Origin of the sequence: Cupriavidus sp. DF5525 (assembly GCF_040149425.2) — a bacterium.
GTDB lineage: Bacteria > Pseudomonadota > Gammaproteobacteria > Burkholderiales > Burkholderiaceae > Cupriavidus > Cupriavidus pickettii_A.
Window position 1 is genome coordinate 688,338 of record NZ_CP168267.1, and the last position, 25,603, is coordinate 713,940.

22 protein-coding genes and 1 pseudogene are annotated in these 25,603 nt (G+C 60.1%); 14 read left to right on the forward strand and 9 right to left on the reverse strand.

Translation table 11 applies throughout. From position 1 onward, the window contains the following. Positions 1 to 22: 22 nt before the first annotated feature. On the forward strand, positions 23 to 331 hold the full coding sequence (locus tag ABNX08_RS37635; RefSeq protein WP_022540174.1) for a hypothetical protein: 309 nt from the start codon (positions 23 to 25) through the stop codon (positions 329 to 331). On the opposite strand, the gene ABNX08_RS37640 is transcribed toward ABNX08_RS37635, so the two are convergent. The 3 genes from ABNX08_RS37640 to ABNX08_RS37650 all read right to left on the reverse strand — a co-directional run bounded on the left by ABNX08_RS37640 (position 326) and on the right by ABNX08_RS37650 (position 4,142). Continuing rightward, a complete protein-coding gene (locus ABNX08_RS37640; protein WP_349608983.1) occupies positions 326 to 709 on the reverse strand; it encodes a hypothetical protein in 384 nt (127 codons plus the stop codon). The two genes, ABNX08_RS37635 and ABNX08_RS37640, sit on opposite strands and share 6 nt — an antisense overlap. Positions 710 to 805: 96 nt before the next feature. After that, complete coding sequence (tnpC, locus tag ABNX08_RS37645) at positions 806 to 1,150, reverse strand: Tn3 family transposase post-transcriptional regulator TnpC (protein ID WP_022540176.1); 345 nt, start codon at positions 1,148 to 1,150, stop codon at positions 806 to 808. Then, positions 1,143 to 4,142, reverse strand: coding sequence for a Tn3 family transposase (locus tag ABNX08_RS37650; protein WP_349608981.1), 3,000 nt, complete (start codon positions 4,140 to 4,142; stop codon positions 1,143 to 1,145). Before ABNX08_RS37650 ends, tnpC begins: the two co-directional genes overlap by 8 nt. A gap of 146 nt (positions 4,143 to 4,288) precedes the next feature. Between ABNX08_RS37650 and ABNX08_RS37655 the strand changes: the two are divergent. Next, positions 4,289 to 4,501, forward strand: a pseudogene (locus ABNX08_RS37655) (NAD(P)(+) transhydrogenase (Re/Si-specific) subunit beta); the annotation flags it as partial. A gap of 158 nt (positions 4,502 to 4,659) precedes the next feature. Here the strand turns inward: ABNX08_RS37655 and ABNX08_RS37660 are convergent. Both ABNX08_RS37660 and ABNX08_RS37665 read right to left on the reverse strand, forming a co-directional pair. After that, positions 4,660 to 5,025, reverse strand: coding sequence for a GNAT family N-acetyltransferase (locus tag ABNX08_RS37660; RefSeq protein WP_349608979.1), 366 nt, complete (start codon positions 5,023 to 5,025; stop codon positions 4,660 to 4,662). 694 nt (positions 5,026 to 5,719) lie between these two features. Beyond that, positions 5,720 to 6,250: a hypothetical protein gene (locus ABNX08_RS37665; protein ID WP_349608977.1), complete on the reverse strand. Its 531-nt coding sequence runs from the start codon at positions 6,248 to 6,250 to the stop codon at positions 5,720 to 5,722. Positions 6,251 to 7,626: 1,376 nt separating this feature from the next. Between ABNX08_RS37665 and ABNX08_RS37670 the strand changes: the two genes are divergently transcribed. The 6 genes from ABNX08_RS37670 to ABNX08_RS37695 all read left to right on the forward strand — a co-directional run bounded on the left by ABNX08_RS37670 (position 7,627) and on the right by ABNX08_RS37695 (position 14,608). Continuing rightward, positions 7,627 to 8,580, forward strand: a complete 954-nt coding sequence (locus ABNX08_RS37670; RefSeq protein WP_022540181.1) for a carbon-nitrogen hydrolase family protein — start codon at positions 7,627 to 7,629, stop codon at positions 8,578 to 8,580. A 355-nt stretch (positions 8,581 to 8,935) separates the two neighbouring features. After that, positions 8,936 to 9,886, forward strand: a complete 951-nt coding sequence (locus ABNX08_RS37675) for a nitronate monooxygenase family protein (protein ID WP_022540182.1) — start codon at positions 8,936 to 8,938, stop codon at positions 9,884 to 9,886. A 227-nt stretch (positions 9,887 to 10,113) separates the two neighbouring features. Beyond that, positions 10,114 to 10,281, forward strand: coding sequence for a hypothetical protein (locus ABNX08_RS37680; RefSeq protein ID WP_022540183.1), 168 nt, complete (start codon positions 10,114 to 10,116; stop codon positions 10,279 to 10,281). A 101-nt stretch (positions 10,282 to 10,382) separates the two neighbouring features. Continuing rightward, positions 10,383 to 11,447: an IS630 family transposase gene (locus tag ABNX08_RS37685; RefSeq protein ID WP_349608975.1), complete on the forward strand. Its 1,065-nt coding sequence runs from the start codon at positions 10,383 to 10,385 to the stop codon at positions 11,445 to 11,447. 245 nt (positions 11,448 to 11,692) lie between these two features. Further along, a complete protein-coding gene (locus ABNX08_RS37690; RefSeq protein WP_374063802.1) occupies positions 11,693 to 12,811 on the forward strand; it encodes an IS630 family transposase in 1,119 nt (372 codons plus the stop codon). Positions 12,812 to 13,300: 489 nt separating this feature from the next. Continuing rightward, positions 13,301 to 14,608: a hypothetical protein gene (locus tag ABNX08_RS37695; RefSeq protein WP_349608764.1), complete on the forward strand. Its 1,308-nt coding sequence runs from the start codon at positions 13,301 to 13,303 to the stop codon at positions 14,606 to 14,608. A 74-nt stretch (positions 14,609 to 14,682) separates the two neighbouring features. Here ABNX08_RS37695 and ABNX08_RS37700 read toward each other — a convergent pair whose 3' ends face one another. From ABNX08_RS37700 to ABNX08_RS37715, 4 genes are all read right to left on the reverse strand, one after another. Then, positions 14,683 to 15,819 (reverse strand): helix-turn-helix transcriptional regulator, encoded by a 1,137-nt coding sequence (locus ABNX08_RS37700; RefSeq protein WP_022540187.1) that lies wholly within the window; start codon positions 15,817 to 15,819, stop codon positions 14,683 to 14,685. Positions 15,820 to 16,813: 994 nt separating this feature from the next. Continuing rightward, positions 16,814 to 17,296, reverse strand: coding sequence for a hypothetical protein (locus ABNX08_RS37705; protein ID WP_349608762.1), 483 nt, complete (start codon positions 17,294 to 17,296; stop codon positions 16,814 to 16,816). Between the two features lie 57 nt (positions 17,297 to 17,353). Then, positions 17,354 to 17,782 carry a hypothetical protein gene (locus tag ABNX08_RS37710; RefSeq protein ID WP_022540189.1) on the reverse strand — a complete coding sequence of 143 codons (429 nt, stop codon included), beginning with the start codon at positions 17,780 to 17,782 and terminating at the stop codon, positions 17,354 to 17,356. 647 nt (positions 17,783 to 18,429) lie between these two features. Next, complete coding sequence (locus tag ABNX08_RS37715; RefSeq protein WP_349608760.1) at positions 18,430 to 19,440, reverse strand: AraC family transcriptional regulator; 1,011 nt, start codon at positions 19,438 to 19,440, stop codon at positions 18,430 to 18,432. Positions 19,441 to 19,607: 167 nt separating this feature from the next. Between ABNX08_RS37715 and ABNX08_RS37720 the strand changes: the two genes are divergently transcribed. The 6 genes from ABNX08_RS37720 to ABNX08_RS37745 all read left to right on the forward strand — a co-directional run bounded on the left by ABNX08_RS37720 (position 19,608) and on the right by ABNX08_RS37745 (position 25,588). Continuing rightward, positions 19,608 to 20,543 (forward strand): 3-keto-5-aminohexanoate cleavage protein, encoded by a 936-nt coding sequence (locus ABNX08_RS37720; RefSeq protein WP_022540191.1) that lies wholly within the window; start codon positions 19,608 to 19,610, stop codon positions 20,541 to 20,543. Positions 20,544 to 20,645: 102 nt separating this feature from the next. Next, a complete protein-coding gene (locus ABNX08_RS37725; RefSeq protein WP_022540192.1) occupies positions 20,646 to 21,704 on the forward strand; it encodes a 3-keto-5-aminohexanoate cleavage protein in 1,059 nt (352 codons plus the stop codon). Between the two features lie 107 nt (positions 21,705 to 21,811). Further along, a complete protein-coding gene (locus ABNX08_RS37730; protein WP_349608758.1) occupies positions 21,812 to 22,558 on the forward strand; it encodes a glucose 1-dehydrogenase in 747 nt (248 codons plus the stop codon). 69 nt (positions 22,559 to 22,627) lie between these two features. Beyond that, positions 22,628 to 23,599 (forward strand): quinone oxidoreductase, encoded by a 972-nt coding sequence (locus tag ABNX08_RS37735; protein ID WP_022540194.1) that lies wholly within the window; start codon positions 22,628 to 22,630, stop codon positions 23,597 to 23,599. A gap of 147 nt (positions 23,600 to 23,746) precedes the next feature. Beyond that, positions 23,747 to 24,727, forward strand: coding sequence for a tripartite tricarboxylate transporter substrate binding protein (locus ABNX08_RS37740; RefSeq protein WP_022540195.1), 981 nt, complete (start codon positions 23,747 to 23,749; stop codon positions 24,725 to 24,727). 12 nt (positions 24,728 to 24,739) lie between these two features. Further along, positions 24,740 to 25,588: a TauD/TfdA family dioxygenase gene (locus ABNX08_RS37745; RefSeq protein WP_022540196.1), complete on the forward strand. Its 849-nt coding sequence runs from the start codon at positions 24,740 to 24,742 to the stop codon at positions 25,586 to 25,588. The last annotated feature ends 15 nt before the right edge of the window (positions 25,589 to 25,603 follow it).

Consider the following 25,603-nt stretch of genomic DNA (forward strand, 5'->3'; position numbering starts at 1 on the left):
GTGACCTCGAGAGATGAGGAATGTGAGCTACTGGAAAGGTGCACGGCTGCCGCGTGGTCGACTGGCCGTGGCCGGCAATCAGCGGGAGGCAAACGTTTTCCGGCTCGCCGCGATGGTTCTGAGTCCGAATCTGCCGGTCGAATCTCGCCGCCTCATGGCTGCGAGCGAGCGCTACTTCGCGGAGCACCCGGATCACCTGGTTCCGTCCGTGGATATCGTGCGCAATGGCTGGATCATCGGCTTGCCGCGCCTGCGGGACATGCTGACGGCGCAGCTCCGTCCTCAGGACCCGGTCCCAGTCAAGCTGCAACGCACGCCTAAGCAGTCATGACCGATCACCCCATAGGCCCGAGCGCGTAGCATTGAGGGTCTGTGCCAGGCGCCGCAGGTTTTTCCAGATCTCGGTAGTTTCGCGGTGCCGCTTGGCGGCAACTTCAGCCACCACCTTGCAGACAAGCTGAAGCGGCGCTTCGTCGAGTACGTGAGCCAGTTGAGCATGATGTTGGGCAGGGATTTCACCGGATGCCAGTGCCTGCTCCAACTCCTCTGGCGTTAGCTCGCCGCTGTAGCTGACGCTGGAGCTCTTGGCCGCGAGCCATAAAGGCCTGCGACCAAGATACGCCCAATCCGCTATCATAAGCCTCCCAGTTATGATGAATTCGCCTAACTGTGCATCTTCGATATAAGGCGAGCGCTCGAGGCGTACCAAAGGCTTTTCTGGTGCTCAGCCGGAATGGCTTGCAGGCAGCACAAGATGGACAGTCGGCTATTGCAGGCCGGTGCACCTATCGATGCAGCAAGCCTGTCACGCGTCGCCGGAAGGTCGGAGAAGTTCTAGTGGGCGCAGCGCGTGCACGGCGCGTTGGAGCATCCGTGTCAAGTCTTCCAGTTCCTCCACAATGGCCTCGGCCTGCTCGACCAAGGCTGGATTCGTTGCTCCCGAGACGAGACTGGCACCATTGAGAACCGTATGGGCCATGCCATGTAACTGGAGTAAATCGTCGCGAATGCCTGCTGGCTCGCTGACTCGGGTTCGTATCGTATCGACGAGGTCCACAATGCGCAGGATCTCGCTGGTGTCGAAACTGTCCTGCAGGCGATGCAAGGCATCGGTGTCAACCGGGCCAAAAGGGGTCTGGGTGTTAGGCATGGCGTGGTTTCCGAGCGGAGAATGCGGGGGCAGCGAAGAGACTGTCGCGGATCCAAGCCTCCGGAGTCCGCTCAAGGTTTAGCTTGTAGTCGCCAAAGCGCTTGATGTTGCTGGTGAGATAGGGGCTGAGGAAGCCGATGTCGTCTACGTCGACCTTGATACCATCCTTCTCCATGGCGCGAAGTGCCTGCATCATGTCGGCGGTGTTCTGAAGGATCACTGCGGAGGCGATCAAATCGTTGTAGCGCAATCGCTTTTGCTGCTCGTCGGGATCGTTCACTGGCAGCACATCGCCGCCGAACGAAAACCACTTGGCAAAGCCATTGTAGGACTCGATCTTGTTGGTAGTCGCAGTGATTTCCTGGCGCAGTTCGCGGCTGCCGATCCACTCCAGCAGAAACACGGTGCGAACAACCTTGCCCAGTTCCTGGGCGGCCAGCAGGAGGCGATTCTTGCGACTATCCGATCCCAAGCGGCGCAGCAGTAGGGGAGAGGATATGGTTCCGGCCTGGATCGACAAAGCGACCTGCATCAGGTCCTGCCAATGAAGGGCGATCAGGTCCCAGTCCACCGCGCCCGAGAAGAGACGGTCAATGTGACGATACTTGGAACTGGGGTCGGCTCGGTAAAGTTTCAGATCCTGCCAGTTGCGAATCCGCGGCATCAGGTTGATGCCAAGCAGGTAGGTAAAGGCAAAAACCGCAGCCGACTGGCCCTGGGTGTCGGCATGCACCGTGTCTGCCTCCACGCTCAAGCCTGCCTTGAGCAAGCCCTCGATGACGTAGACAGCCTCCCACACGCCGGGCGGGATGAAGTGTCGGAATACGGCAATGTAGTTGTCTGCAACATGCCGGTAGGCCACCGCGCCCTTCTTACGGTAGCGGAAGTGGTAGCCCGTGAGCAGGTTATTGTCGTAGAAGTCGTATTGCGTGCCGTCGGCCGCCACGGTCTTACCGTCCCCCCAATGCTTGGGCAGGTCGAGCTGAAGATACAACTCGATCAGTTCGCGCTGCGCGGTTTCAAGCCGTTCGAGACTCATATGCCGCCGATTGACGAACGACATCATGTGCGGCGTCACCCGTTCGCCCATGTGGCGAGCTGCTTGCGTGGGTCCGAGATTGCAGCCCATCGCGAAGATCGTCAGCAAGTAGCGCTCGGCGGCGTGGCGGATCTTGGGATCGCTGCCTGAAAGCGGGCCGAAGTGGCGCGTGAAGTGGGTCCAATGCTCGATGTTGGCCAGGACGTCCAGCAGGTTGCGGTTCGGCATGTGGCGGATCAGCGTCTGCTGAAGCGCAAGCGCGCTGGCGGGGATTTCCTTGGCGACGGTCCGACGGAATACCGGCTCGCCGTTGCGGCCAATGGTGACGTGCTGACGCTTATCCGGAAAACTATCGTCCAGGTTCTGTGCCGTCGCGGCCAACCACTGACGTAGGTGTGCAACGAAATCCTGCGCGTTGGTCGGCATCTCCAACTTGGCGCAGTAGTCAGGGAGGCGGCGCTCGCATTCACGCCAGCGCAACAGATGCAGCCGGTAGTCGGCAAACGCGTCCGAGCCGACGACACAGAGGTCGCCAGAGCGCAGTTCGCCAACCATATGCGAAAGCACGCAGAGCTCCAGATAGCGCCGATTGATGCCAGGCCCCAGAATGTCAGAGCGCTGTACGAGCTTACGCCAGCGCTCCGAGGCGAAGCTCAGATCGACGTCGGCGGCAAACCATTCGCGGTGCAGGGCCGCATTCTTCAACACTACTGCCAGTGCGGCCAGCAGGGTGCACGACTGGCTGGTTGACTGCCACTTCAGCACTTCGGCCAGGCGCAACATTACCGAGCGGTGCGGGCGAAAATGCCGCCACAAAAGGGGCAAGTAGTTGTTCCCGCTGAAGGCGCGGACCTCGGCGCAGCTCTCGCGTAGAGGCTCCAAATCGCCTGAGGGGGCAAGAAGGCGCCTTACCTCTACGCCGATCTGAGCATCATCCTCGCCCTCGGCAACGATCTCGACCACGCCGTCGAGCAGCGCGACGAGCTTTTCCATTTGCGCGCGGCGGCGGGACTGGATTTGCTCCAACTCCTCCCGTGCCCGCTTGTGGATGGCGCTCATGCGCCGGATAAACATTTCGGCGAGATCGTCCCGCACCCGTACCCGCATTTGATTGAGGAGCGCCACCATCAGCGCATAACGCTTTTCCGGCAAGATCTCCTTGAGATTGGCCGCGTCTAGGCTCATAGCCTGGCTCGCCAAGGACCGCAGCTTGGAAGCCGGCACGCCTGCCACGGTCTTGGAAAAGTCTCCAATGGTGTCCAGCCAGGTTAGATGCTCGATCAGCAGAGTCAGGTGCTTGCGCGAGGGACGCAGCGCGTGGCGCTTGATGTTGTGATAAGCGGTTTGACGGCTTGCTAGGTCTCGGGTCAGCAACCGGTCAAGCCGGTGCTGCTCGTCCTCGGACAGGCGTCGTCTGATGCGGCGAAACAGGGCAGTTTGCGTGCGAGCGTGGACCTGCTCGACGATGGCATCTAACGTGGAGAAGGATGGCAGTTCGATCTGACGCAGGACCAGGGCATCGATCGTCGCGTTGATGATGTCAACCGGCTGGTCCATCGTTTCGGCGGCGTCGCGCGCAGCACGGATAGTGACCTCGTTGGCATCGGTGCCGAGGTAGGCCTGGATGCCAAGGAACTCTCGCACGGCCGTGTAGTGCCGGAACAAGGTCGGCGACACCTTTCGGTCGTAGCCAAACTTCGTACCTGGGTTCAGGCCGGCACTGATGCGCACCAGTTCCGGCACGCTGGCAGGAATCGTGTCAAGGTTCGGGAAGTGGTGTAGCTGCTGAAAGACCTTCAGGAGCACCAGCAGACCAAGTCGCGATTCTTGCCCGCGTGTGGACCGCGTCGCCCAGTCCAACTCTTCCGCGCTTGGTGTGTAGCAGGCCCGCAATTCCTTGAGGGAAAAGACCTTTGGGAAACGCGGGTAGGCGGTACGCTCGACGGTGGCCATACAGGATCTCGACAATCGCTGAAAGGCCGGCCAGCGTAGCTGGGGCAGGTGACAGTTTCTTGCTTATTTCCTCAAGTTATTATCATTGCCATCTATATAACCAGAAGGCTTATGATAGCGGTTTGGGCGTATCTTGGTCAGGGGCCGTCAACCCGGCGGCCAAGACCGATCCCAAGTCGCCGATCGCGGGCATGCCGATCCTGGAGGCGTACAAGGCCAAGACCATCATCGTCAACAAGCGCTCGATGGCCGCCGGCTACGCCGGCCTGGACAACGAGCTGTTCTACATGGACAAGACCATGATGGTGTTCGGCGACGCCAAGAAGGTAGTCGAGGACATGTTCAAGGCAACGAACTGATTCCGGTGACGGCCTATGCCAGGGCTATTCGGCAACTTGTCCGATGCACCTGCTATTGGCCAAGGTCAACGAATAGGCCTGCGACCAAGATACGCTTTATGCTCTGCAGCACATAAACCTTTATCTTGGTCAGGGGCCAGGTATGGTTTGTCGAGGGACTAATCGAGGTGACGGCACATATAGTGAGTCCTTATGCCGAAGCGTCGGAGCGTCTCTCTGGATAAGTGCAGCTCATGCGTCACGCTGTCTGCAGGAGTTAAGGTGAAGCCGCATCGGGCAAAGAAGCCAGGTTGCTCGGGGTTGAGGACTGTTGCCTTTATGCAGCCATGGGCCCGTGCGCGCATCAGGAGTGTGCTGACCAGATAGGTTGCAACACGGTGCCCGCGGCACTCCGGAAGGACAGCCGCCGCGTGAATGGCGAAGGTGCGACCATGCTGTTCGCCGTAGGCACAGCCGACCACCTTTCCGCCCATGGTGGCGATATGAAATAGGCTGGATGGGTGTTCTATTTCGTCATAAGGCAAGCCGCAAGTCTGCAGGACTCGCGAGATGGCCTCTGACTCCGCTGACCCAGCAGCCCGTAGTCGGATATCTCTTATCATTGTTGACCCTTTTTTGCTGCGCTGCACGGGTGTTAGCGACCACCTCTGAAAGCAGCTTCCTCCAAAGCCCGACAATATGCATCGAAGTTGTTTTGAATGTCATCACCCGTCCGTGGGGTGTTGGCTCACAGTGTGATGGATTTTTAGTTGCAGTGATTTGTAATTCTCTTGCATTCCGTACTCCCCCAGGCGCGACCGCAGCGGCTTTGACCCCCGCAGTTACAACCAGTCGCCCCGAGCGCGCGGGGCCTTGCAGAACGTGAGACCGACGTTGCCTGGACGCGATAGGGGACGATAACGGGCCTTGCCGCGCATCTCAGCAAGTTGGCCGACTGGGTCTCTACACGCCGGACACTGGGTCGTGATCCGATCCTCGACAACGTCTCGCTCTAATGGCTGACGAACACCGACGAGTCCAGCGCCCGGATCTACAGGGAGACCAGCGTGGCGCCAGCAAAGACCAGCCGCGTTACCGTTCCGGCGGCATTGGCCGTCTTTCCAGGCGAGGTTTACTGGCCACCGAAGGCTTGGCTGGCGCGGGCATATCCCAACCGGGTCTATTACAACCAGGTTGGCAAGGTCGGACACTTTGCCGCTTGCAAAGAGCCGGAGTTGCTTAGATCATCGATGCGATGAGGCCGTTGCGCCGCCTCGGGTTTTGGAATGCCGCGATAAGGTTGCGGTATGCGACCATGTCAACGTTCTCTACACCTTCCCAAATCTTGATGCGATCGAACATGTTGCTGCTAATATCGAATGCCGCTTCTTCGATCAGGAGAGATGCCCGTCCATCATTCTTGCAATTTGAGCCAGAAACATCTTCATGCACAATGACCCGGATTTGGTTGGACAAATTTTCTGCAAGTTTTCGGATTTCCCCTTCGCTCTTTTCGCCAAAGGGCAAATCGTAGATGTTCGCAGGCTGCTTCTTGAACAATCCAAACATGATTAAGACTTCGTTTAGGTAAATTACAAGCTCAAGGGCTACAAGCCGCTTCACCTGGCCGATGAGGAGATCCGACTCATTACCAAAGTAGGTGTTGCGGCAAGCCCCAACTTTGCTTGGGCTGCCGCAGACTTTGCATTTGATGCCATGTGGCGATAAGTGCGCCTTGGTATCCGAATTGGCTGAGTGCCGTGTAGTCACGAAGGGGCGGGCGCGCGTTGCGCCTGCGTCCCGCAGGTCATACTGACTGCGCGGGAGGCGCGCGGGTGATGAGAAGGCAACTGCCCATATAGGCAAGGGTGGCAGGCAATCACCTCGACTAGATGGGTGGCCGTAGGATCACGCCCAACCCCTTTTACCCGCTCGGCATAAAAGGCGCAGGAGAGTCGGGACTCGGCGGCGCGGTGGCTGCAGTCACAAATGCGGTCGCGGGCGCGGTGGTGGAATACGTTCCGGCGCCAACTGCGGAGACCGTGCCAAACCGGGGGCTGACTAAGCGGCAAGGCGACGGGCTTCTTCTCCGGCGATGGAGGGATACCGTCGTTCAACGTAAGACCGGAGCTGGTCATTGAGCACAGCCGTCCGACAAAGAGCAAAGCCCTCGGCCGAGGAGGCCCGGAAGTTGGCAGGGCGGGTCGCGTCTGTCATTTCCTATACTTTCACAACGGAAAAAGCTACGTTCCGGGCACCCGCACCGACCGCCTTACCCGACTGGGAGGGGAGATCAACATGGCAAGCTTAAGACTCTTTGTACGTTCACTGGCTTTGTTGCCTCTGCTGGGGCTGGGCAGTTGCTTCTCATTTGAGCGCCATGTCATCGAGTCGCCTTCGCCTCCCCCGGCGAGCGGTCGTACGGTCATTGTGCCGCCAGGGTCTACCGTGACATGCACGCCCGGACCCTGCCAAGTGCGGTGAATGGCGTGAAGCGCAAGACAAAGCCCTCGGCCAAACAATGGTGAGGGCTTTAGGCAGTGGAGCCGTGCTCAGATCTCGGCCTCGGATATCAGTTATTTTTTTGATGCCAGCATCAGGGCGGTTCTGCACCCGCCCGATCAGTCTTTTCAAGTCCTCGCCCTCCCCGGCCGAGGGCTTTTCTCTTTTGTCGGACAGCGCCTGATAGGGGGTGATCGTCCTTTCTGCGCAGATTGATACGGTCGAAGGAATAATATTCCGATAACTCAACGACTCACGCGTGCCACGTGTTGTTTTTTCTTCCTGTCCCGTAAGTCGTTGATGGCATTGGAATTTCCGGATCTCAGCGTGACATTCTGCGCCCAAAGCACGATAACCCCGACATGGGGTGATCTTAAATTTTTAAACATTTTCAACTTAAAGAAAGTCAGATATAAACCCGATCTCCTTGTAATTCCAACGCGAGAAATCTAGGCTCATAAGCTTGAAGTACGTTCATGTTACTGCCAGCACGCATTCAACTGCGAGCATCTGTCGGGATGCGAACAGAGCGAATACGACGTGGCGGTACGCTAATGGTCAGTGTGCCGAGACCGCCCAAGCCGGATGCCTGGCGCGACTCCGATGCTTCGCCGCCTGCAACAAGAGAACAGAGGGAGAGCAGCATGACAAAATTTGTCGCCGCAGTGGTGCAGGCCGCGCCGGTTCCCGGGGATACGGCGGCCTCGGTGAACAAGGCTGCGGCTCTGATTGCAGAGGCACGCCAGCGCGGGGCCGAGGTCGCGCTCTTTCCGGAGGCGTTCATTGGCGGCTACCCCAAGGGAGCGGACTTCCACATTTTCATCGGCGCTCGCACGCCAGAGGGCCGGCAGGAATACGCCCGATATCAGGGTCGTGCGATTCGGTTGCCGGGCCCTGAGACCGATGCCTTGGGACAGGCCGCGCGCGATGCCTCGATGTATGTCGTGATAGGCGTGATCGAGCGGGAGGGCGGTACGCTGTACTGTACCGCGCTGTACTTCGGCCCCGACGGCGCACTACTTGGCAAGCACCGAAAACTGATGCCAACCGCGGCAGAACGCTTGTGCTGGGGATTTGGCGACGGATCTACCCTCGACGTCGTGGAAACGCCCTGGGGTCCGCTGGGGGCGGTCATCTGCTGGGAGAACTACATGCCGTTGCTCCGCACGGCAATGTATGGCAAAGGGATCGCGATCTACTGTACCCCGACTGCGGACGATCGGGATAGCTGGGTGGCAACAGCCAGGCATATTGCACTCGAGGGCCGGTGTTTTGTCTTGTCGGCATGTCAGTATCTGACGCGCGCAAGTTTTCCCGGCGACATGCATAACCGCCTCTCCGATGACGGGAATGCCGTGCTGATGCGTGGCGGAAGCATGATCATTGATCCGCTTGGCCGGGTTCTTGCAGGCCCGGACTACAACGGCGAAGTCACCCTGACTGCCGAGCTCGATACTGAGGAGATTGCGCGTGGCCAGTTTGACTTCGATCCTGTGGGCCACTACGCGCGTCCGGATATCTTCAAGCTGATCGTCAACGAAAGTCCGACGCCAGCGGTCATTTTTTCTCAAAGAGGCGTGGCTGGCGTGGATAAGTAGGCCGTGCGGAGGGTGCTATGTCCAATAGTTACGATCTGTCGGGGAAAGCGGGGTCGCTCTCAGCTAACGCGGTGCGGCAGCGGTCCAGCGCCGAGGCGCTACACGCTCGCGACAGGGAAACGGCTATCGACGCGTTGAACGAGCATTTGCGCCCAATCGAGCACAGTTCCTTCACTCGGCACCCATGAAAATTTACAGACAGTCGAGGAACGTGTGCGGCGCCTTGACTTGCCTTTGTCGTGTCCGACAATGAATTCTTTTGGTCCGCCGCGCCTTCGCTGGTTCCGACTCCACGGTGGCGCCTGGCTGCTGTCATCCACCTGCTGATGCTTTCAAATGTTGCAAGGAGGCGATCATGGCGATCGACACTCGGTTGACTGCACTCCTTGAGGTTGACCACCCTGTTTTGCTGGCGCCGATGGATCTGGTAGCCGGTGGGGCGCTTGCTGCCGCCGTGTCGACGGCAGGCGGATTCGGTCTGATCGGGGGCGGATATGGTGACGAAAGCTGGCTGGAACGGCAGTTCGCTGCCGCCGGAGATGCGCGAGTTGGCGTCGGCTTTATCACGTGGACCCTGGCACGCAATCCGCGCTGTCTCGATTTCGCGCTGGAGCGCAAGCCCGCGGCGGTCATGCTTTCGTTCGGCAACCCTGCGCCGCATGCCGAGACGATCAAGCGTAGCGGCGCTCTCCTGATCTGTGGTGTGCAGGCAGTCGACCAGGCACGAGAAGCCCTTGCATGTGGCGCAGATATTATCGTCACCCAGGGCACGGAGGGCGCAGGTCACGCTTGTTCGCGAACGACGTTCACTTTGGTTCCCGAGGTTGTCGATCTATGCGGCGAGGTGCCAGTAGTTGCGGCTGGAGGCATTGCGGACGGACGCGGATTGGCGGCGGCATTGATGCTCGGGGCGAGCGGCGTGTTGATGGGAACGCGCTTCTACGCGACGGTCGAATCCGCGGGCCATGCCGATGCCAAAGCGCGAATCGTGTCCGCCGTCGGAGATGAAACCATCCGCAGTATTCTGTTCGATATTGTGCGCTGCAACGTTTGGCCTGCACCTTACAACGGGCGCGTGTTGAGGAATAGCTTCTCGCAAGTATGGGAAGGACGCGAAACTGCACTGCTTCAACACCCGCAAGAGGCGGAGCGCTATCGCCAGGCCCGTGAGCGAGGAGATTTCAACGTCGCCGCAGTCATCGCGGGTGAGGTGGTTGGCCTGGTTCATGACATTCCGCCCGCCGCCGAGGTAGTTCGGAATATCGTCGCCGAGGCTGAAGGCAGGCTCAGGAGTTTCGCACACTAAAGATCTATGTGTCGAAACAGTGTTCGGGATAGAAGCCTAATCCAACAAGGCCCGGCACCCCATCGATCATTACCCGCCTTTACCTAGGTCCATTTAAGCTGAATCTCCATAGCGAGAACTATGACTGGTTCGTAGTTGCTGGCGCCCGCGCCCAATACAAGAGGACGGGCACTATCAACGGTACAGGCAACTACAAGTTCCTCCTGACGGCGATCGACGGAAATCTTGTGGCAAAGGGAACGCCGGATCGCTTCCGCATCAAGAACTGGCACTACGATGCTGATGCCGGGGCCGATGTGGTGGACTACGACAATCAGATGGATAGTAGCCCTGACGGCACGGTGAACGAAGGGACCGTGATCGGCGGCGCCAGTATCGTGGTTCAGAAGAACTAGTGTAGCGTTCTGTTCTTGATGGAACTTATATGAGTCCGGCGTCTCCAATGCGCTACTGCGACACAGCGTGGAGAGAGCGAGTGCGAGTTGCCCCCGAGATCATGTTGACCGACGAGGAGCGAACCAAGTTGACGAGGCTGGTTCGGTCGAAGCTCACGAGCGTTAGGCTGGCGCAGCGCGCGCGTATCGTGTTGCTGGCCGCCAACGGAATGCAGAACAAGGACATCGCCGAGCAGTTGGGAGTCGGACGCGTGCAGGTCTCGCGTTGGCGTGAGCGGTATGCGCAATCGGGGCTGGCCGGTATCGAACGCGACTTGCCGCGCGGTGCGCCGCCGGTGAAGGTGGACACGGCGCGGTTGGTGGAGCTGACCACTCAAGCCAAGCCCGTGGCGGCCACGCACTGGAGCACGCGCAAGATGGCCGCCGAGTTGGGCGTGAGCGCCAGCACCATCATGCGCCATTGGCACGCCCATGGGTTGAAGCCGCACATCGTGCGCGGCTTCAAGGTCTCGCGCGATCCGAAGTTCGTCGAGAAGCTTGAGGACATCGTGGGCCTGTACATGTCGCCACCCGAGCACGCGCTGGTGCTGTGCTGCGACAAGAAGAGCCAGGTGCAGGCGTTGGATCGCACACAGCCCGGGCTGCCGCTGAAGAAGGGGCGCGCGGCCACCATGACCCACGATTACAAGCGCAATGGCACGACCACGCTGTTTGCCGCGCTCAACGTGCTCGATGGCCAGGTCATTGCCCAGTGCCAGCAGCGCCACCGCCATACTGAGTGGTTGAAGTTCCTGCGCAAGATCGACCGCGAGACGCCCAAGGACAAAACGCTGCATCTGATCGCCGACAACTACGCCACGCACAAGCATCCTGCGGTGCAAGACTGGCTGGCCAAGCATCCGCGCTTCAACATGCACTTCACGCCCACCTCGGCGTCATGGCTGAACATGGTCGAGCGGTTCTTTCGCGACATCACGACCGAGCGACTTCGCCGCGGCGTATTCACCAGCGTGCCGGAGCTAGTCGCCGCCATCAGCGAATACATCGCTCACCACAACACCAACCCCAAGCCGTTCATCTGGACCAAGAGCGCTCGCGACATCTTGCAGAAAGTCATTCGCGCCAACCGCCGCTTAAGTTCCAAACAGAATGGAACACTGCACTAGCTCTCCGGCTCGATGCAAGGCCCTGGGGGAGACCTAGGGCCTTCCTCGAGGCGAACCTGCGGAAGGGCAATGACTCCATGCCGGCAACGACCAGCTCCACGCCCGCCACGCCAACATGTCGGGAACGGGAGACGTGTCCGATGGGATTCGACTGCGGGTTAGCCGCCGCCCATGTCCTGGCCGCTTCGGAAGAACTAGTGTAGCGTTCAGTTCTTGATGGAACTTATATGAATTCGGCGTCTCCAATGCCCTACTGCGATACAGCGTGGAGAGAGCGAGTGCGAGTTGCCCCCGAGATCATGTTGACCGACGAGGAGCGAACCAAGTTGACGAGGCTGGTTCGGTCGAAGCTCACGAGCGTGAGGCTGGCGCAGCGCGCGCGCATTGTGCTGCTGGCCGCCAACGGATTGCAGAACAAGGACATCGCCGAGCAGTTGGGAGTCGGACGCGTGCAGGTCTCGCGTTGGCGTGAGCGGTATGCGCAATCGGGGCTGGCCGGTATCGAACGCGACTTGCCGCGCGGTGCGCCGCCGGTGAAGGTGGACACGGCGCGGCTGGTGGAGCTGACCACTCAAACGAAGCCCGTGGCGGCCACGCACTGGAGCACGCGCAAGATGGCCGCCGAGTTGGGCGTGAGCGCCAGCACCGTCATGCGCCATTGGCACGCCCACGGCCTGAAGCCCCATGTCGTGCGCGGCTTCAAGGTCTCGCGCGATCCGCGGTTCGTCGAGAAGCTTGAAGACATCGTTGGCCTCTACATGTCGCCACCCGAGCACGCGCTGGTGCTGTGCTGCGATGAGAAGAGCCAGGTGCAGGCGCTGGATCGCACGCAGCCCGGCTTGCCGTTGAAGAAGGGACGTGCGGCCACCATGACGCACGACTACAAGCGCAACGGCACGACCACGCTGTTTGCCGCGCTCAACGTGCTCGATGGCCAGGTCATCGCCCAGTGCCAGCAGCGCCACCGCCATACCGAGTGGCTGAAGTTCCTGCGCAAGATCGACCGCGAGACGCCCAAGGACAAAACGCTGCATCTGATCGCCGACAACTACGCCACCCACAAGCATCCTGCGGTGCAAGACTGGCTGGCCAAGCATCCGCGCATCAACATGCACTTCACGCCCACCTCGGCGTCATGGCTGAACATGGTCGAGCGGTTCTTTCGCGACATCACGACCGAGCGACTTCGCCGCGGCGTATTCACCAGCGTGCCGGAACTGGTCGACGCCATCAACGAGTACATCGCTCACCACAACACCAACCCCAAGCCGTTCATCTGGACCAAGAGCGCTCGCGACATCCTACAGAAGGTCATTCGCGCCAACCGCCGCTTAAGTTCCAAACAGAATGGAACATTGCACTAGCAGCCAAAGATGGAAGCGGAATGGGTAGATCCGGCTGCCGGAGCACGGCTCCTTAAATCCCTCCCGAATGGGAGTGCCGCAGACAAAATCCATGATATGTAATGGAAGTGGATCGGCAGGCAACGCCAGGATCCATTAGCCGAACCTCCTTTGGCCAACCTCCCGATTCAGTGCCAACTAAGGCACTTGAAGACACCGCTTCTCACCATCAGCGGAGGTACACCATGACTCAAATGCACAAACCCACGGGGATGTGGCACTTCGCGAGCGCGGCTATCTGCGCGCTATTGCTGACAGGATGTGGTGGCGGTGAAGATGCAGCGAACGCGACCGTCGTTTCACTCCAAGCGGTCGCTCACGTGGCGATCTTCATGCGCTAGATGTCTTGCATCAGCAGTTTGGCAACTACGCCCCATCGGTGCGCTCAATCCGGCCCGGTGGGCAGAGCAACCCGCAGGACTTATCGCCTGCGGATTCTGGAGTTTTGCCATGAAAACACCAAGAATGAATACGGTCGCGGTTGCGGCCACCATGGCCACCCTATCAATCTTTGCATTTCAACCTGCATCAACTCAGGCACAAGTCAGCGGACCTGACAACCGACTGGGCTGCGTCGTCAAGATTGACGGCATGTTTCATTTCCTTGAGCAGACAGCAAGGGATCAACCTCCGCCTACGCTGCCTGATGGGGCACGCAAGGTCTTTGGATCTTGTGTGGCCGGTTCCCCTAACGGGATGCTTGCCATGGATTTTGCAGCCAAGGCATCGAGCCGACCCGACAAATTCGCGCCGCTCTCGCCGGCGCAGGTACGCCCAGCCAAGGCGCAATATACCGGTAACGGACGCTCGCCGACATACCAGTATGAGAGATACGCTAACGGGGGCTACACGTTTTCCCTCGTCGGTATTGATGACAAAGGTCTTGGTTATGGCGCTGCTTTTGACGCGAACTTCGTATCGTATGTCGCCGTTCTCGAAAATGGTCAAATAAGCATCACGCACAGTAACGCCGAGCCCTGGGTAGTCAATCGGCACGGTACTCAAGGTGGCATCGTCTGGATGGATCCGGTCAATTTTGTCTTTCAAGCAGCAATATTCCGTGGAAACGCCGTGGAATTGATACCGCCTCAGGCGGGAGAGGGCATGTCCTATGTTGCTGCCATCAACGACAAGGGCGAGGCGCTGGTCGTATCCGTCGATAGCGTGACCAGTGTTGGCACGCTATTCCTGTACGACCACGGGAAGAAGACGCAGATCAATCTGCCCGTCGACGTTAATGCAGTCAACTTCTTGGGATTGAACAATGCCAGGACCATGATCTACACGTACGAAAACATTGGGCATAAAGTGGACCTTTTGACGATGAAGGATACTGTGCTAGAACCTTTGCCAGGCAATAAAAGTTCATGGGCCGTGTCGATCAATGATCGTGGTGATGTGCTTGGGTACTCGTATGATCCTGGGGAGAATGTTGGTGTGTGGCACCCCAACAGCGAGTTCGAACTGTACTTCGCGGAGGGGAATCAACAGTACCCAACGGTTAGCTTTAACCTTGCCTTTAATGAAAGAGACGAGATCGTGATAAGCAATGTCAGAGCGCCGCTAGCGGAGCAGGGCAATGCCTACCTTCTCACTAAGCCCGGCGTACGCATCAACTTGGCGGACGTCACCGTTGGGCAGCCACCTGATGCCGGTACATTCTTCTTTATTTCTGGCATCAATAAGCGTGGCGACATAGCGGGCACCACAGATACCGCGGAAGCCTATATCCTGCGCGGGAAGAAAGGCGACCGGTAGCACCCTGCCGGATACGCAATGACGGCGAGCGCGCCCGCTCGCCGTCCTCTCCCAAGGTAGAGTCTGTTTTCCGTTCACGCGCTTGGCATGCTACCCCGTAGCAACAGCGACACGAGCTCTCCTTGCCGATGCGTCCCCGTCTTTGCCAGCACTTGCTTGAGGTAGCCGCGAGCCGTGCCAATCCCGATACCGAGTTGAGACGCCGCGTCATTCAAGCTCAATCCTGTCGCGAGCAGGGCAGCGACCTGCGACTCCCGCTGTGTGAGATTGAACACGATGCTGCGCGGTTCAGCGCAGGGTGGCATGTCGGGTGAGACGATAAAGAGAATTGCGCGTGTGCCGGCACTGGCTCCGCTTACCAGGCTAGGGTCGTGGACAGGGACGATTGTGACCGTGAGCGGGGGCCGTGGCGGCATGCGCGATAAATAGCAGCGTAGCATTGGCTGGTGGATAGCACTCTCGCTGGCATCGCGCGAGCGATGGTTGAAGGCTATCGCTCGTGCAACCAACCCCTGTAGCGTCCTTGTCTCCTCCGGGCTCGATGCTGATACAGCTCGACCACTCACCAGAAAACCGTCATCGGCGACGGCAATCGCCTCGGCCCGGGTGTTTACGAAGATCGGCCGGGCCCAGGCGTCGAGAAGGACGACGCCAATGTTCAACTGTCCCAAAGCCTCGTACGCCGCTCGCGCCTTCAAGTCAACGGCATCCGTGCGTCGTCTGATCTCAAGCGCCGTCAAGATATGGGGCAAAAGCATGCGGAAGGCGCCAACATCTTCCTCGGTGAAGTCGGCGGCGCCTAAATCTCGCCCCGCGGAGAGGTGAATCCGATGTTCGGGCGTCCGGGCCAGGGGGGCGATGATCCCATAGAACCCGCCAGCGGGTCCGACTACTTCTCTATAAATATCGGTGCCTCGGAAATCGGCGTCGGAAATCATGGACGTTTGCCGCGCGACCCCACCAACCGGAATGGCCGCGATCCAGCCAGGTAGCCTTGTCTCGAATTCTCGTTGGAGCCGCCACGCATGCTCGGCGGCCAATCCAGTGGAAGCTACCAGGCCAGGCCCATCGGTTGTCTGTGCAACCAGCATGCCACGATTAGCCCCAACTGTCGCCGCGATCGTCGTGATGGCGCCGGGCCAATCGTCAGGGGCGAGCGCAGCTTGGTAAAGCATTCGGATCGCTTGATGAATGGTCTCGGCTCGCGTCATCAACGTCTCCCGCTTGGCTCAGCCCTCCCAAATGGGAGTGGCGGAATCTCGCACCGCATCAATTCTATGTAAAGACAATCGGTTTCTCTAGGCGACAGGCGCCGTCGGGCACCACGGCGACCTTCAGCGAGTTCAGCAACGTGACGATCGATCTCGCGCATGTGTTGTTCGAAGCGTGGAGCACAGGGGCGTGCGCCCGTGCCCGGCCTTTACACAAACAAACGTGAGTCGGATTACGGCAGACGCGCGCCGGTCCAACGGTGGCGACGAGAGAAACCTCAACGTTTGGGTTCGACGGCGGGCCGGCCGGCGCGTTCGGAAACGCGGTGAACGTGCCGCTGCCGCCGGGACGGTGGAAGGTGTCGGCCAGCTTGCCCAATACGCCAAAGCACCGCGCGCAGATTCCCTGCTGTCCAGAGCCCAGCGCGCCCCGGAACGCGACCTTGCTCGCGCTGATGGACCGGCGGCCGGATCATAAATGCGGATCTGGAAATTGCCCGCGACGAGGTATAGCCTCAATGGCGAACCCCGCCTTCTGACCCACCAGCCGTGCGGCGGGCAAGACTCGAAGGGATACCGGCTCGAAGATGAACCAGGGCCGATGTGCTCGACACCTCCCGGGACGAATGAGTAAGCGAGAACCTCTCCATCGGGGCTTAGCCCCTTGCCCAGGTGTTGGTGTCTCCAATGAACGCCCGCGTAAGACCCTAGACTTCGATACCCCGGCTGAACGATTCCATCAATACGTTGCAACCACCGGTTGAATCCGCACCTCATCATGGCCATTCGGACCGTCCAGCGGAAAAGGCGCGTGCGGCGTGGCCCAGTAGCGGCCGCTCGGTAGGGGCGCGATTGTCTTTGGCATGCGCTTCAGGCCCAGTGCGTTGTTACACAAGGTGCGCTCCGGCCCCGCTATGAGGAAACGGGGGGCGTGTCATCCTGCAACGGCGTTACCCCCGGGCTTGGGCATCTTCGTGTAGCCTTCGCCACCAAATTACCTGCTTCCACCCGGTGCGATTTTGATGGAACGATACTTCCGTTTGTGGCCCGCGCCATCGGCGTCGGCGCCTTCATCGCGATCGTCTCCCGGCAAATATATCTGCGCAGCGCCGCGGAGGCTGAGGGTCTGGCAAGCGACAGCGGTGAACGAGCCATGCCTGACCAATAATTTCATCATCATGAAATTATTGGCTTGTGACCGCGGGCGGTCATGCTCGTCTAGCATCAGAGATGCGTTTTTTTCTATTGCTGACATGCGCGCGTCAGGCCGCCAGCGCAGCAACTGCGGGGCACGGATCAGCTTGGCCAGCGGTGCCTCAGTTCGCGGCCACATGTTGGGCGCACCCGCCGTGCGTGGTGACAATCCTCGTTCGATCAAGACGCAGGCTATTACGTCCTTATACGCCACGGTTTCCTTCATCGGGTGGCACTGGTAAATCGCGTGCAGATTTCCCTTGTTGGAAAAACCATCAAGCACGCGACTGTGCGCGAAGCCCCGTGATGCCGGTCCTTATCTCGGATTGCCAGCCTGCTGTCAGGCCATTTCACTGGCAGCTTCGCCAGTCAGCGCGACTTCCGTCTCGTCGGTCGCCGTGCTTTCCGCTATCGCGTTGTCGTCTCCAGAAACCATGTCGCCCAGACCGATGACGACAGTGATATTCGGCGTCCAGTTCTTGCGGTCGGTGCTGACCTCGGTAAACGTGGTCACCGTCGCGGTGTAGCCCTGCGCTCTGAGGTCGTCGGCTAGCCGTTGCGCGCGCGGTTCCAGCGCTGCTTGCGGATTGTCTTCGTCGATGTCGAGTACCAGTCTGGTCTCGAATTCTTCCTTGCCCCTCTGGATTGCCGTTTGCATTGCCTTGAGTTGCTTGTTCGCGAGCGCGACGAGCTTGCTGTACCTGGACTCTTCCTGGCTGGCGCGCAATGCCTTGGCGGCGTTGATGATTTCGGTGCGGTCCACGAACATGATTACCTTTCGAGGTGGGGAGAGAAAGCACAGGCGCCGCACGGGCTCGACTTCAGGAGCCAGCTTTTTCGGGATGCGACGACAACTGTATAAATATACAGTGTTTGCCGGTTAGCCGGCAAGGCATATCTAGAGGCAGATCGATTGCAGCTTCTGGTCGGTCTCAGCCCTCGGTCCGACCTGGGCAGGGGCATGCCGGCGCCAGAGGCGATTACCGACCCCTGTACTGCCCTTCGATCGGGGCAAGCTCTACGGGCTGCATCCGAAGTCAAACGGTCATTCGAATGATCGCGTCGATCGCGCCGAACTCCCGCTCGGTTTCGAGCGGAACAGTGTTCTTACGTGGGTCAACATTCGATGCCGTGCAATTTACGTCCGCCACCCACGCCGAGAGGAGACGTGGGCCCTTCGTGAGCAATACGCATAGCAACAAGCACCGTCACGCGCCAGATGACCCTACCTATCCAGTTCCCTGCCGGAGGGCCTAAGCTTTCAAGCTCGTCGATAGCGGCGGGTACTCCAAGTATGCAGTGCCGCGAGCGTGAGGTACCGCACGTATCTCCACGAACCATTGTTCGAGCAACCGAATCTGCCTACCAGTCAGAGACTGGCGTCGGAATGCGAACGGAACCATAAAGACAAGCGGCTTACCTTCTGTTTGCCGGCCTGGTGCTGCGCCACCGCGTCGGCGTCATGCCGAACTGCGCCGCGAACCAACGGACGAACGAGCCATAAGTGGAGTAGCCAAGCGATTCGGCAATGCGTCCGAGCGAGTAGCTTCTGTTGTCCAAATAGTGGATAACGAGATCGCGCCGTACTCCATTGACCATGTCTGAGAAGACCTTTCCGCCGCCTTCGAGTTGGCGCTGCAGGGTACGCACGTTCATCCCCAGGCCCTGCGCAACCTGCTCAATCGTCGCGCGTCCCGCGGGAAGCATCAGATAGATCGCCTTGCGCACCTCGAGCACAATTGACGGCTCGTTGGCTCCCGGCAGACCTGCAAGCAGGCGTTGTGCATGGCGTGCCATGACCGGGTCGGCAATAGGGTTGGGCAAGTCCAGGTCGGCTGCGCGGCAAATCAAGCCATTGAAAGAGCTTGCGAACTCCAGCTTCCCCCCGAAGATGCGGCGGTGCAGCCGCAGATCAGGGGGAGCGTCATGGGTGAAATGAACGCTGAGGGGCTGCCAGGACGTGCCCAGCAGTGTGCTGCACATGCGCGAGAGTGAGCCCAGTGCCAACTCGATTGACTGCATGGACGGCCCGGCGTCATCCGCGACGACGTCCTCCCGCACGATGACCTTCTTGCCGGTCTCCTCAATACGGATGACCAGAAATTCATTCATCAGGTGCCGATACTGAATCAAGGTTCCAAGAGCGTCGCGCAGGGTCTTTTGATGCGTGAGCAACACGCTGACGACACCGAGGTCAGACAGTTGCCACAGGTCGGCCATCCGCAGCCCAAATGTCGGGCATTGCGTGAGTCGCGCTGACTCTTCCAGCAAGGCAACGGCACCACTTCCGGATATCCAATGTTCCGGGTCCGCAAGCATCTCGCTGCTCAACCCCAACTTGCGCAGCACCGGCTTCGGTTCAAGGCCCAATTGCTGCGCAACCTTGAAGTAGTTGGTCAGCACGCCAGTGCGAATCAGTGTGCCCATTGTTTTCTCCTTCACCCGGTGTGCAGGCCGGATACGAGGCCTTCCGGGGAAACCCGGATACCCCGACATTCTGTCACGAAATGAGACATGAATGTCGTGAAATGAGAGACAACGGTCAACCCGGGATTACTAGACTAGTCCCGTAAATCGACGACAGACGGAACACCATGGCAGCCTCTCAGAACAAGGTCATAGTCACCTGCGCAGTAACGGGCGGCATTCACACGCCTACGATGTCCCCCTACCTGCCCATTACGGCAGAAGACATCGCAGGCGAGGCAATCGGTGCGGCCCGGGCCGGCGCCTCGATTGTCCATCTGCATGCGCGCGAGCCGGAGAATGGCCAGCCGTCCCAGGATCCTGCGCTCTTCCGGGAATTCCTACCCGAGATCGCCGCGCGTACCGACGTCATCATCAACCTCACCACCGGTGGCGCCCCCAACATGCTCGTCGAGGAACGACTGCAACCGGCGCTGCAACTCAAGCCCGAAGTCGCCTCTCTGAACATGGGGTCAATGAACTTCGGGTTGTACCCGATGCTCGGCAGGCACAAGGAGTTCAAGTACGACTGGGAACGTCCTTACCTCGAGGGCTCCGAAGACCGCGTCTTCCGCAACACGTTCAAGGAAATTCGCTACATCCTGGAATCGTGTGCCGGCAACGGGACTCGCTTCGAGATCGAATGCTACGACACCAGCCATCTCTACACGGCGGCGCATTTCATTGACCGTGGCATCCTCAAGCCGCCGTTCTTCATACAGTCCGTCTTCGGCCTGCTCGGCGGCATCGGCACGCATCCCGATGATGTCATGCATATGCGCCGCACCGCCGAACGGCTGTTTGGCAAGGACTACTACTGGTCCGTGCTGGGTGCGGGTCGCAGTCAGATGCCGATCGCTTCCATGGCGGCTGCGATGGGCGGAAATGTCCGCGTGGGTCTGGAGGATTCGCTTTGGGATGGTCCGGGCCGGCTCTCGACCAGCAACGCCGATCAAGTCAGGCGCGTCGTCGGGGTCCTGAAATCCCTGAATCTGGAGGTGGCCACGCCGGATGAGACGCGCGAGATGCTCCGACTGAAGGGCAAGCACGCTGTTGCCTTCTGAGAAGTTTATCGGCGACAAGCCATTTAAGTGAATTGATACCCGACCCGGCCTCCACAACCAGTTGCGGCGCCGATAACCAACGTCATTATCAAGGAGAACGAAATGCAATTTCTGGATGATTCGCTGCACCCGGAGACCATGGACAAGGTAGTAATCACCGTGGCCCCGTACGGCCCAGAGTGGATGCCGGAAGATTTCCCGGAAGACATCCCTGTGACCATGGAAGAGCAGATCCAGAAGGCGGTGGATTGCTATGAAGCCGGCGCCAGCGTGCTGCACCTGCACGTGCGTGAGCTGGATGGCAAGGGCTCCAAGCGCCTGTCCATGTTCAACGAACTGATCGCCGGCGTGCGCAAGGCGGTGCCGGACATGATCATTCAGGTCGGCGGCTCGATTTCCTTTGCACCGGAAGACGAAGGCCAGGCTGCCAAATGGCTGTCAGACGACACCCGTCATGCACTGGCCGACCTCGACCCGAAGCCGGATCAGGTGACGGTAGCACTCAACACCATCCAGATGAACATCATGGAGTTGATCTACCCGGAATACTACGAGAGCACGCACATGGCCAACCCGGCCGTCTACAACGCGTATCGGGAAATGATCGTTCCGGCCGGCCCGACCTGGGCAGAAGAGCACTTGCGCCGCCTGCAGGACGCCGGCATCCAGCCGCACTTTCAGTTGGTTGGCATGCATGCGCTCGAAACGCTGGACCGCATGGTGCGCAAGGGGATCTACAAGGGCCCGCTGAACCTGACCTGCATCGGCATCGGTGGCGGCCACCATGGACCGCATCCGTACAACCTGTTCGACTTCATCCAGCGTGCGCCGGATGGCTGCACCATTACCGCCGAGTCGCTGTTCAAGAACGTACTTCCGTGGAACACGATGGCGTTGGCAATGGGTATGCATGTGCGCTGCGGCATTGAGGACACCCTCATCGATCAGCACGGCAAGCGCTTTACCTCCGTGCAGCAGGTTCAACAGCTCGTGCGAATCACCAAGGAGTTGGGCCGTGAGATCGCCGACGGCAAGGAAGCGCGGGAAATTTACCGTATTGGCACCTGGTACGACGATGTCGATGAAACCCTGGCCGCCAACGGCATGACCCCGAACCGCAAGCCTGGTGTCAAGAACGTGCCGCTGCGCCGCGTAGCCTGAGTCGGCTACGGCACCGACTAAGAATCGGTCCGGTTGATGTGTGCACGCCAGCCTGAATGGCTGCAACTGGATCGATTCGATTTGTCTCAATTCAAATAAGGAGTTTCATGACTCATACCGTCGTCCTTGTTACGGGCGCCACGTCTGGAATTGGCCGCGCAACTGCGCTGGCTTTTGGCCGTGATGGGGCACATCTGGTTTGCTCCGGCCGCAATGCCACTGCAGGCGCCGCACTTGTGTCTCAACTTCGGGAACTGGGTGCCGAGGCCGAGTTCGTGCCCGCTGACGTAAGTCATGAGGATCAAGTCCGCCAACTCGTCGAGCATACCGTCACCCGCTTTGGACGGCTCGATGTCGCAGTGAACAGTGCAGGGACTGAAGGCACGCCAGGGTCGATCGTTGACCAGACCGTTGAATCCTATGCAGCGACCTTCGACGCGAATGTCCTTGGGACGTTCCTTAGCATGAAGTACGAGTTGCGCGTCATGCTGGAGCAGAAGGAGGGCGTTGTGATCAACCTTTCCTCCACCATGGGAAGCCGCGGCAACGCACAGAATCCAATGTATGTGGCGAGCAAGCACGCGATCGAGGGCTTGACCAAGGCTGCAGCACTCGAGGCAGCCAGATCGAATGTCCGAGTGAATGCGGTCGCGCCTGGCCCGATCGAGACCGGGATGCTGGACCGCATTGCGGGAGGCGCCAGGAACGTTGCGGCAGTTGCCGCGACTATCCCGGCGGGTCGCATTGGGACCCCGGAGGAGGTCGCCGACGCCATTGTGTTCCTCGCGTCCGCCCGGGCCAGGTACATAACGGGCCAGATTCTCGGAATCAATGGCGGCAAGACAGCGATGTAGTTGCCGACACGCTGGGCTTGCCCCAGGCGCGCTCAGACGCAATGAATAAACTGTTTCAGGAGACAAGTCATGGCAAAAGCAATTCGGTTCTACGAGACGGGCAGCGCTGATGTCCTCAAGCTCGAGACCGTGGAAGTCGGCGATCCAGGCCCCGGCCGGGCACGTGTGAGGCACAGCTACATCGCCGTCAACTTTATCGACATCTATTTCCGCACCGGCCACTATCCGCTGGACCTGCCCAACGGCCTGGGCTCTGACGCCGTGGGTGTGGTCGAGGCCGTTGGCCCCGGCGTAACTGACATCCGCGTGGGCGACCGCGTGGGCTACCTGCTCGGCCCGCAGGGTGCCTATTCGGACGTGCGCGTCATGCCTGCCGAGTGGCTGATCCCGCTGCCGGACGGCGTCTCCGACCGCGTCGCCTCCACGCTCATCATGAAGGGGATGACGGCGCAATACCTGTTCCGCCAGGTCTACCCGCTGAAGGGCGGCGAGACCATCCTCTATCACGCCGCGGCCGGCGGCGTAGGCCTGATCGCCTGCCAGTGGGCACGCTCGCTTGGCGTGAACATGATCGGGACGGTCAGCACCGACGAGAAGGCGGAACTTGCAAGGGCCAACGGCTGCTCGCACGTCATCGTCACCTCGCGCGAGAACATCGTCGACCGCGTGATGGAAATCACCGACGGCAAGAAGGTCCCCGTGGTGTTCGATTCGGTCGGCAAGTCGACGCTGGACGCCTCGCTGTCCTGCCTGCAGGTGCGCGGCACGCTGGTCAGCAATGGCACGACTTCGGGCCCCGTCGAGATCGACAGCCGCACGCTCGCGGCGAAGGGCTCGCTTTGGGTCACGCGTCCGGCCATGGTGCACTACGCCACGCCGCGCTCGCACATGCTCGCCATGGCCAACGAGGTGTTCGACATGGTGATGGCCGGAAGGATCACCAGCGAGCCGAAGCAGTCGTTCGCGCTGGAAGACGCCGCGCAGGCCCATCGCGCCTTGGAGAACAGGCAGACGAGCGGCGCGACGGTACTGGTGCCGTAAGGCGAGCCTGCTTTTCAATCGATTGCGGCAGTTTCGCAGTCCAGCCGGCAGTCGCTTCGCTCACCAGGCCTAGTCAGGTTGCCGGGCGGCGGCTGCTTCTAACAAGGCAAGTGCACATTGCCGGAAGTTCCAAAACGGAGACTATAGATGTCAAATCGACCTGCCGTCCTGCGCGTGCGCCGCGTCGTCGCCGCGACGCTCCTGGCGCTTGCCATGCCTGCCGCCATGGCGTGGACCAACAAACCGGTGCGGGTGCTGGTGCCCGCGCCTGCCGGCGGCACGATGGATGTGATGGCCCGCATGCTGTCCGAACAACTCACGGCAGACTTGGGGCAGCCGGTGGTCGTCGACAACAAGCCGGGAGCTGGCGGCGCCATCGCGGTCGGCGCGATGCTGGCGGCGCCGCCCGATGGGCAGACCATCCTGGTGTCGGCGACCAACGTGTTTGCGGAGATCCCGCACGTGATGAAGGTGCCCTACGATCCGATGAGGGACGTGAAGCCGGTTGCCGCCGTGGCCAGATCGACTCTGCTGCTCGTCGGCGCGCCCAGCCTGCCGGCGAAGGACCTGCCGGGGCTGATCAGCTATGTGAAGGCGCATCCGGGCACTCTGAGTTTCGCAACCTATGGGCCGGGCACGGCTTCGCAGTATGCCGGCATGATCATAAACCAGAAGGCCGGGATGGACCTCCAGAACGTCCCGTTCCCGGGGTCGCCGGCGGCATTGACGCAGGTGATGGGCGGGCAGATCGCCGTGATGTATGACGGCATGGTGACCTCGCTGCCTTATCTCAAGGCAGGCAAGCTGAAAGCCTTTGCCGTGGCCGCGAAGCAGCGCTCACCGATGCTCCCGCAGGTGCCGACGTTCGCGGAACAGGGATATCCGGAAGTTGACTTCAGCAACTGGACCGGTGTGTTCGTGTCGTCCAGGCTGCCGGCAGACCTGACCGAGAAAATCCAGGCGGCCGTCTACAAGGCTACCTCGAGAGCCGGCGTAAAGGAGCGGATTTCCGCCCTCGGGTTCGAGCCGCTGGGGCCACAAGGCCTTTCCCAGCTCAGCCACGACTTGCGAGCCGACTTCGATCGGAACGCCGGCATCGTGAAGACCTTCAACATCCAGGCGCAGTGAAACCCATCGACCATGCGAGTTGAACAACTTACCTGCGCAATCGGCGCAGAACTCATTGGGGTCAGCCTGGCCGATGCTATCCATGATGATGGCTTGTTCGCCGGAATCCGCGAAGCGCTGCTCAGGCACCGCGTCCTGTTCCTGCGCGACCAGGACGTCACGGCTGCCCAGCACGTGGCCTTTGCGCGCCGCTTCGGGGATCTGGAGGATCACCCCGTGACGGGTAGCGACCCAGAGAATCCGGGGTTGGTGCAGATCTACAAGACGCCCGCCAACCCGCCGGATCGTTACGAGAACGCCTGGCACACAGATGCAACCTGGCGCGATGTACCGCCGCTTGGCGCTGTCCTGCGGTGCTGGGAGTGCCCGACCGTCGGGGGCGACACCATGTGGGCCAACATGGTGCTGGCGTACGAAAACCTGCCCGCCCACGTCAAGGAGCAGATTGCCGACCTTCGGGCGCGTCACAGCATCGAGGCGAGCTTTGGCGCCGCCATGCCAATCGAGCGGCGCCTGGCGCTGAAGAGTCAGTTCCCTGACGCCGAGCATCCGGTGGTGCGGACCCACCCAGAGACTGGCGAGAAGGTGCTGTTCGTCAACGGGTTTACCACTCACTTCACCAACTTCCACACGCCGGGCCGCGTGCGCTTTGGGCAGGACCACAGCCCCGGCGGCGCCGACCTGCTGCGCTACCTGGTCACGCAGGCGTACATCCCCGAACACCAGGTCCGCTGGCGCTGGACGAAGAACAGCGTGGCTATTTGGGACAACCGGTCGACCCAACATTACGCCGTCATGGACTATCCGCCGTGCCACCGGAGGATGGACCGCGCTACGATCATCGGCGACCGTCCATTCTGATCAGATTGGGCTGAC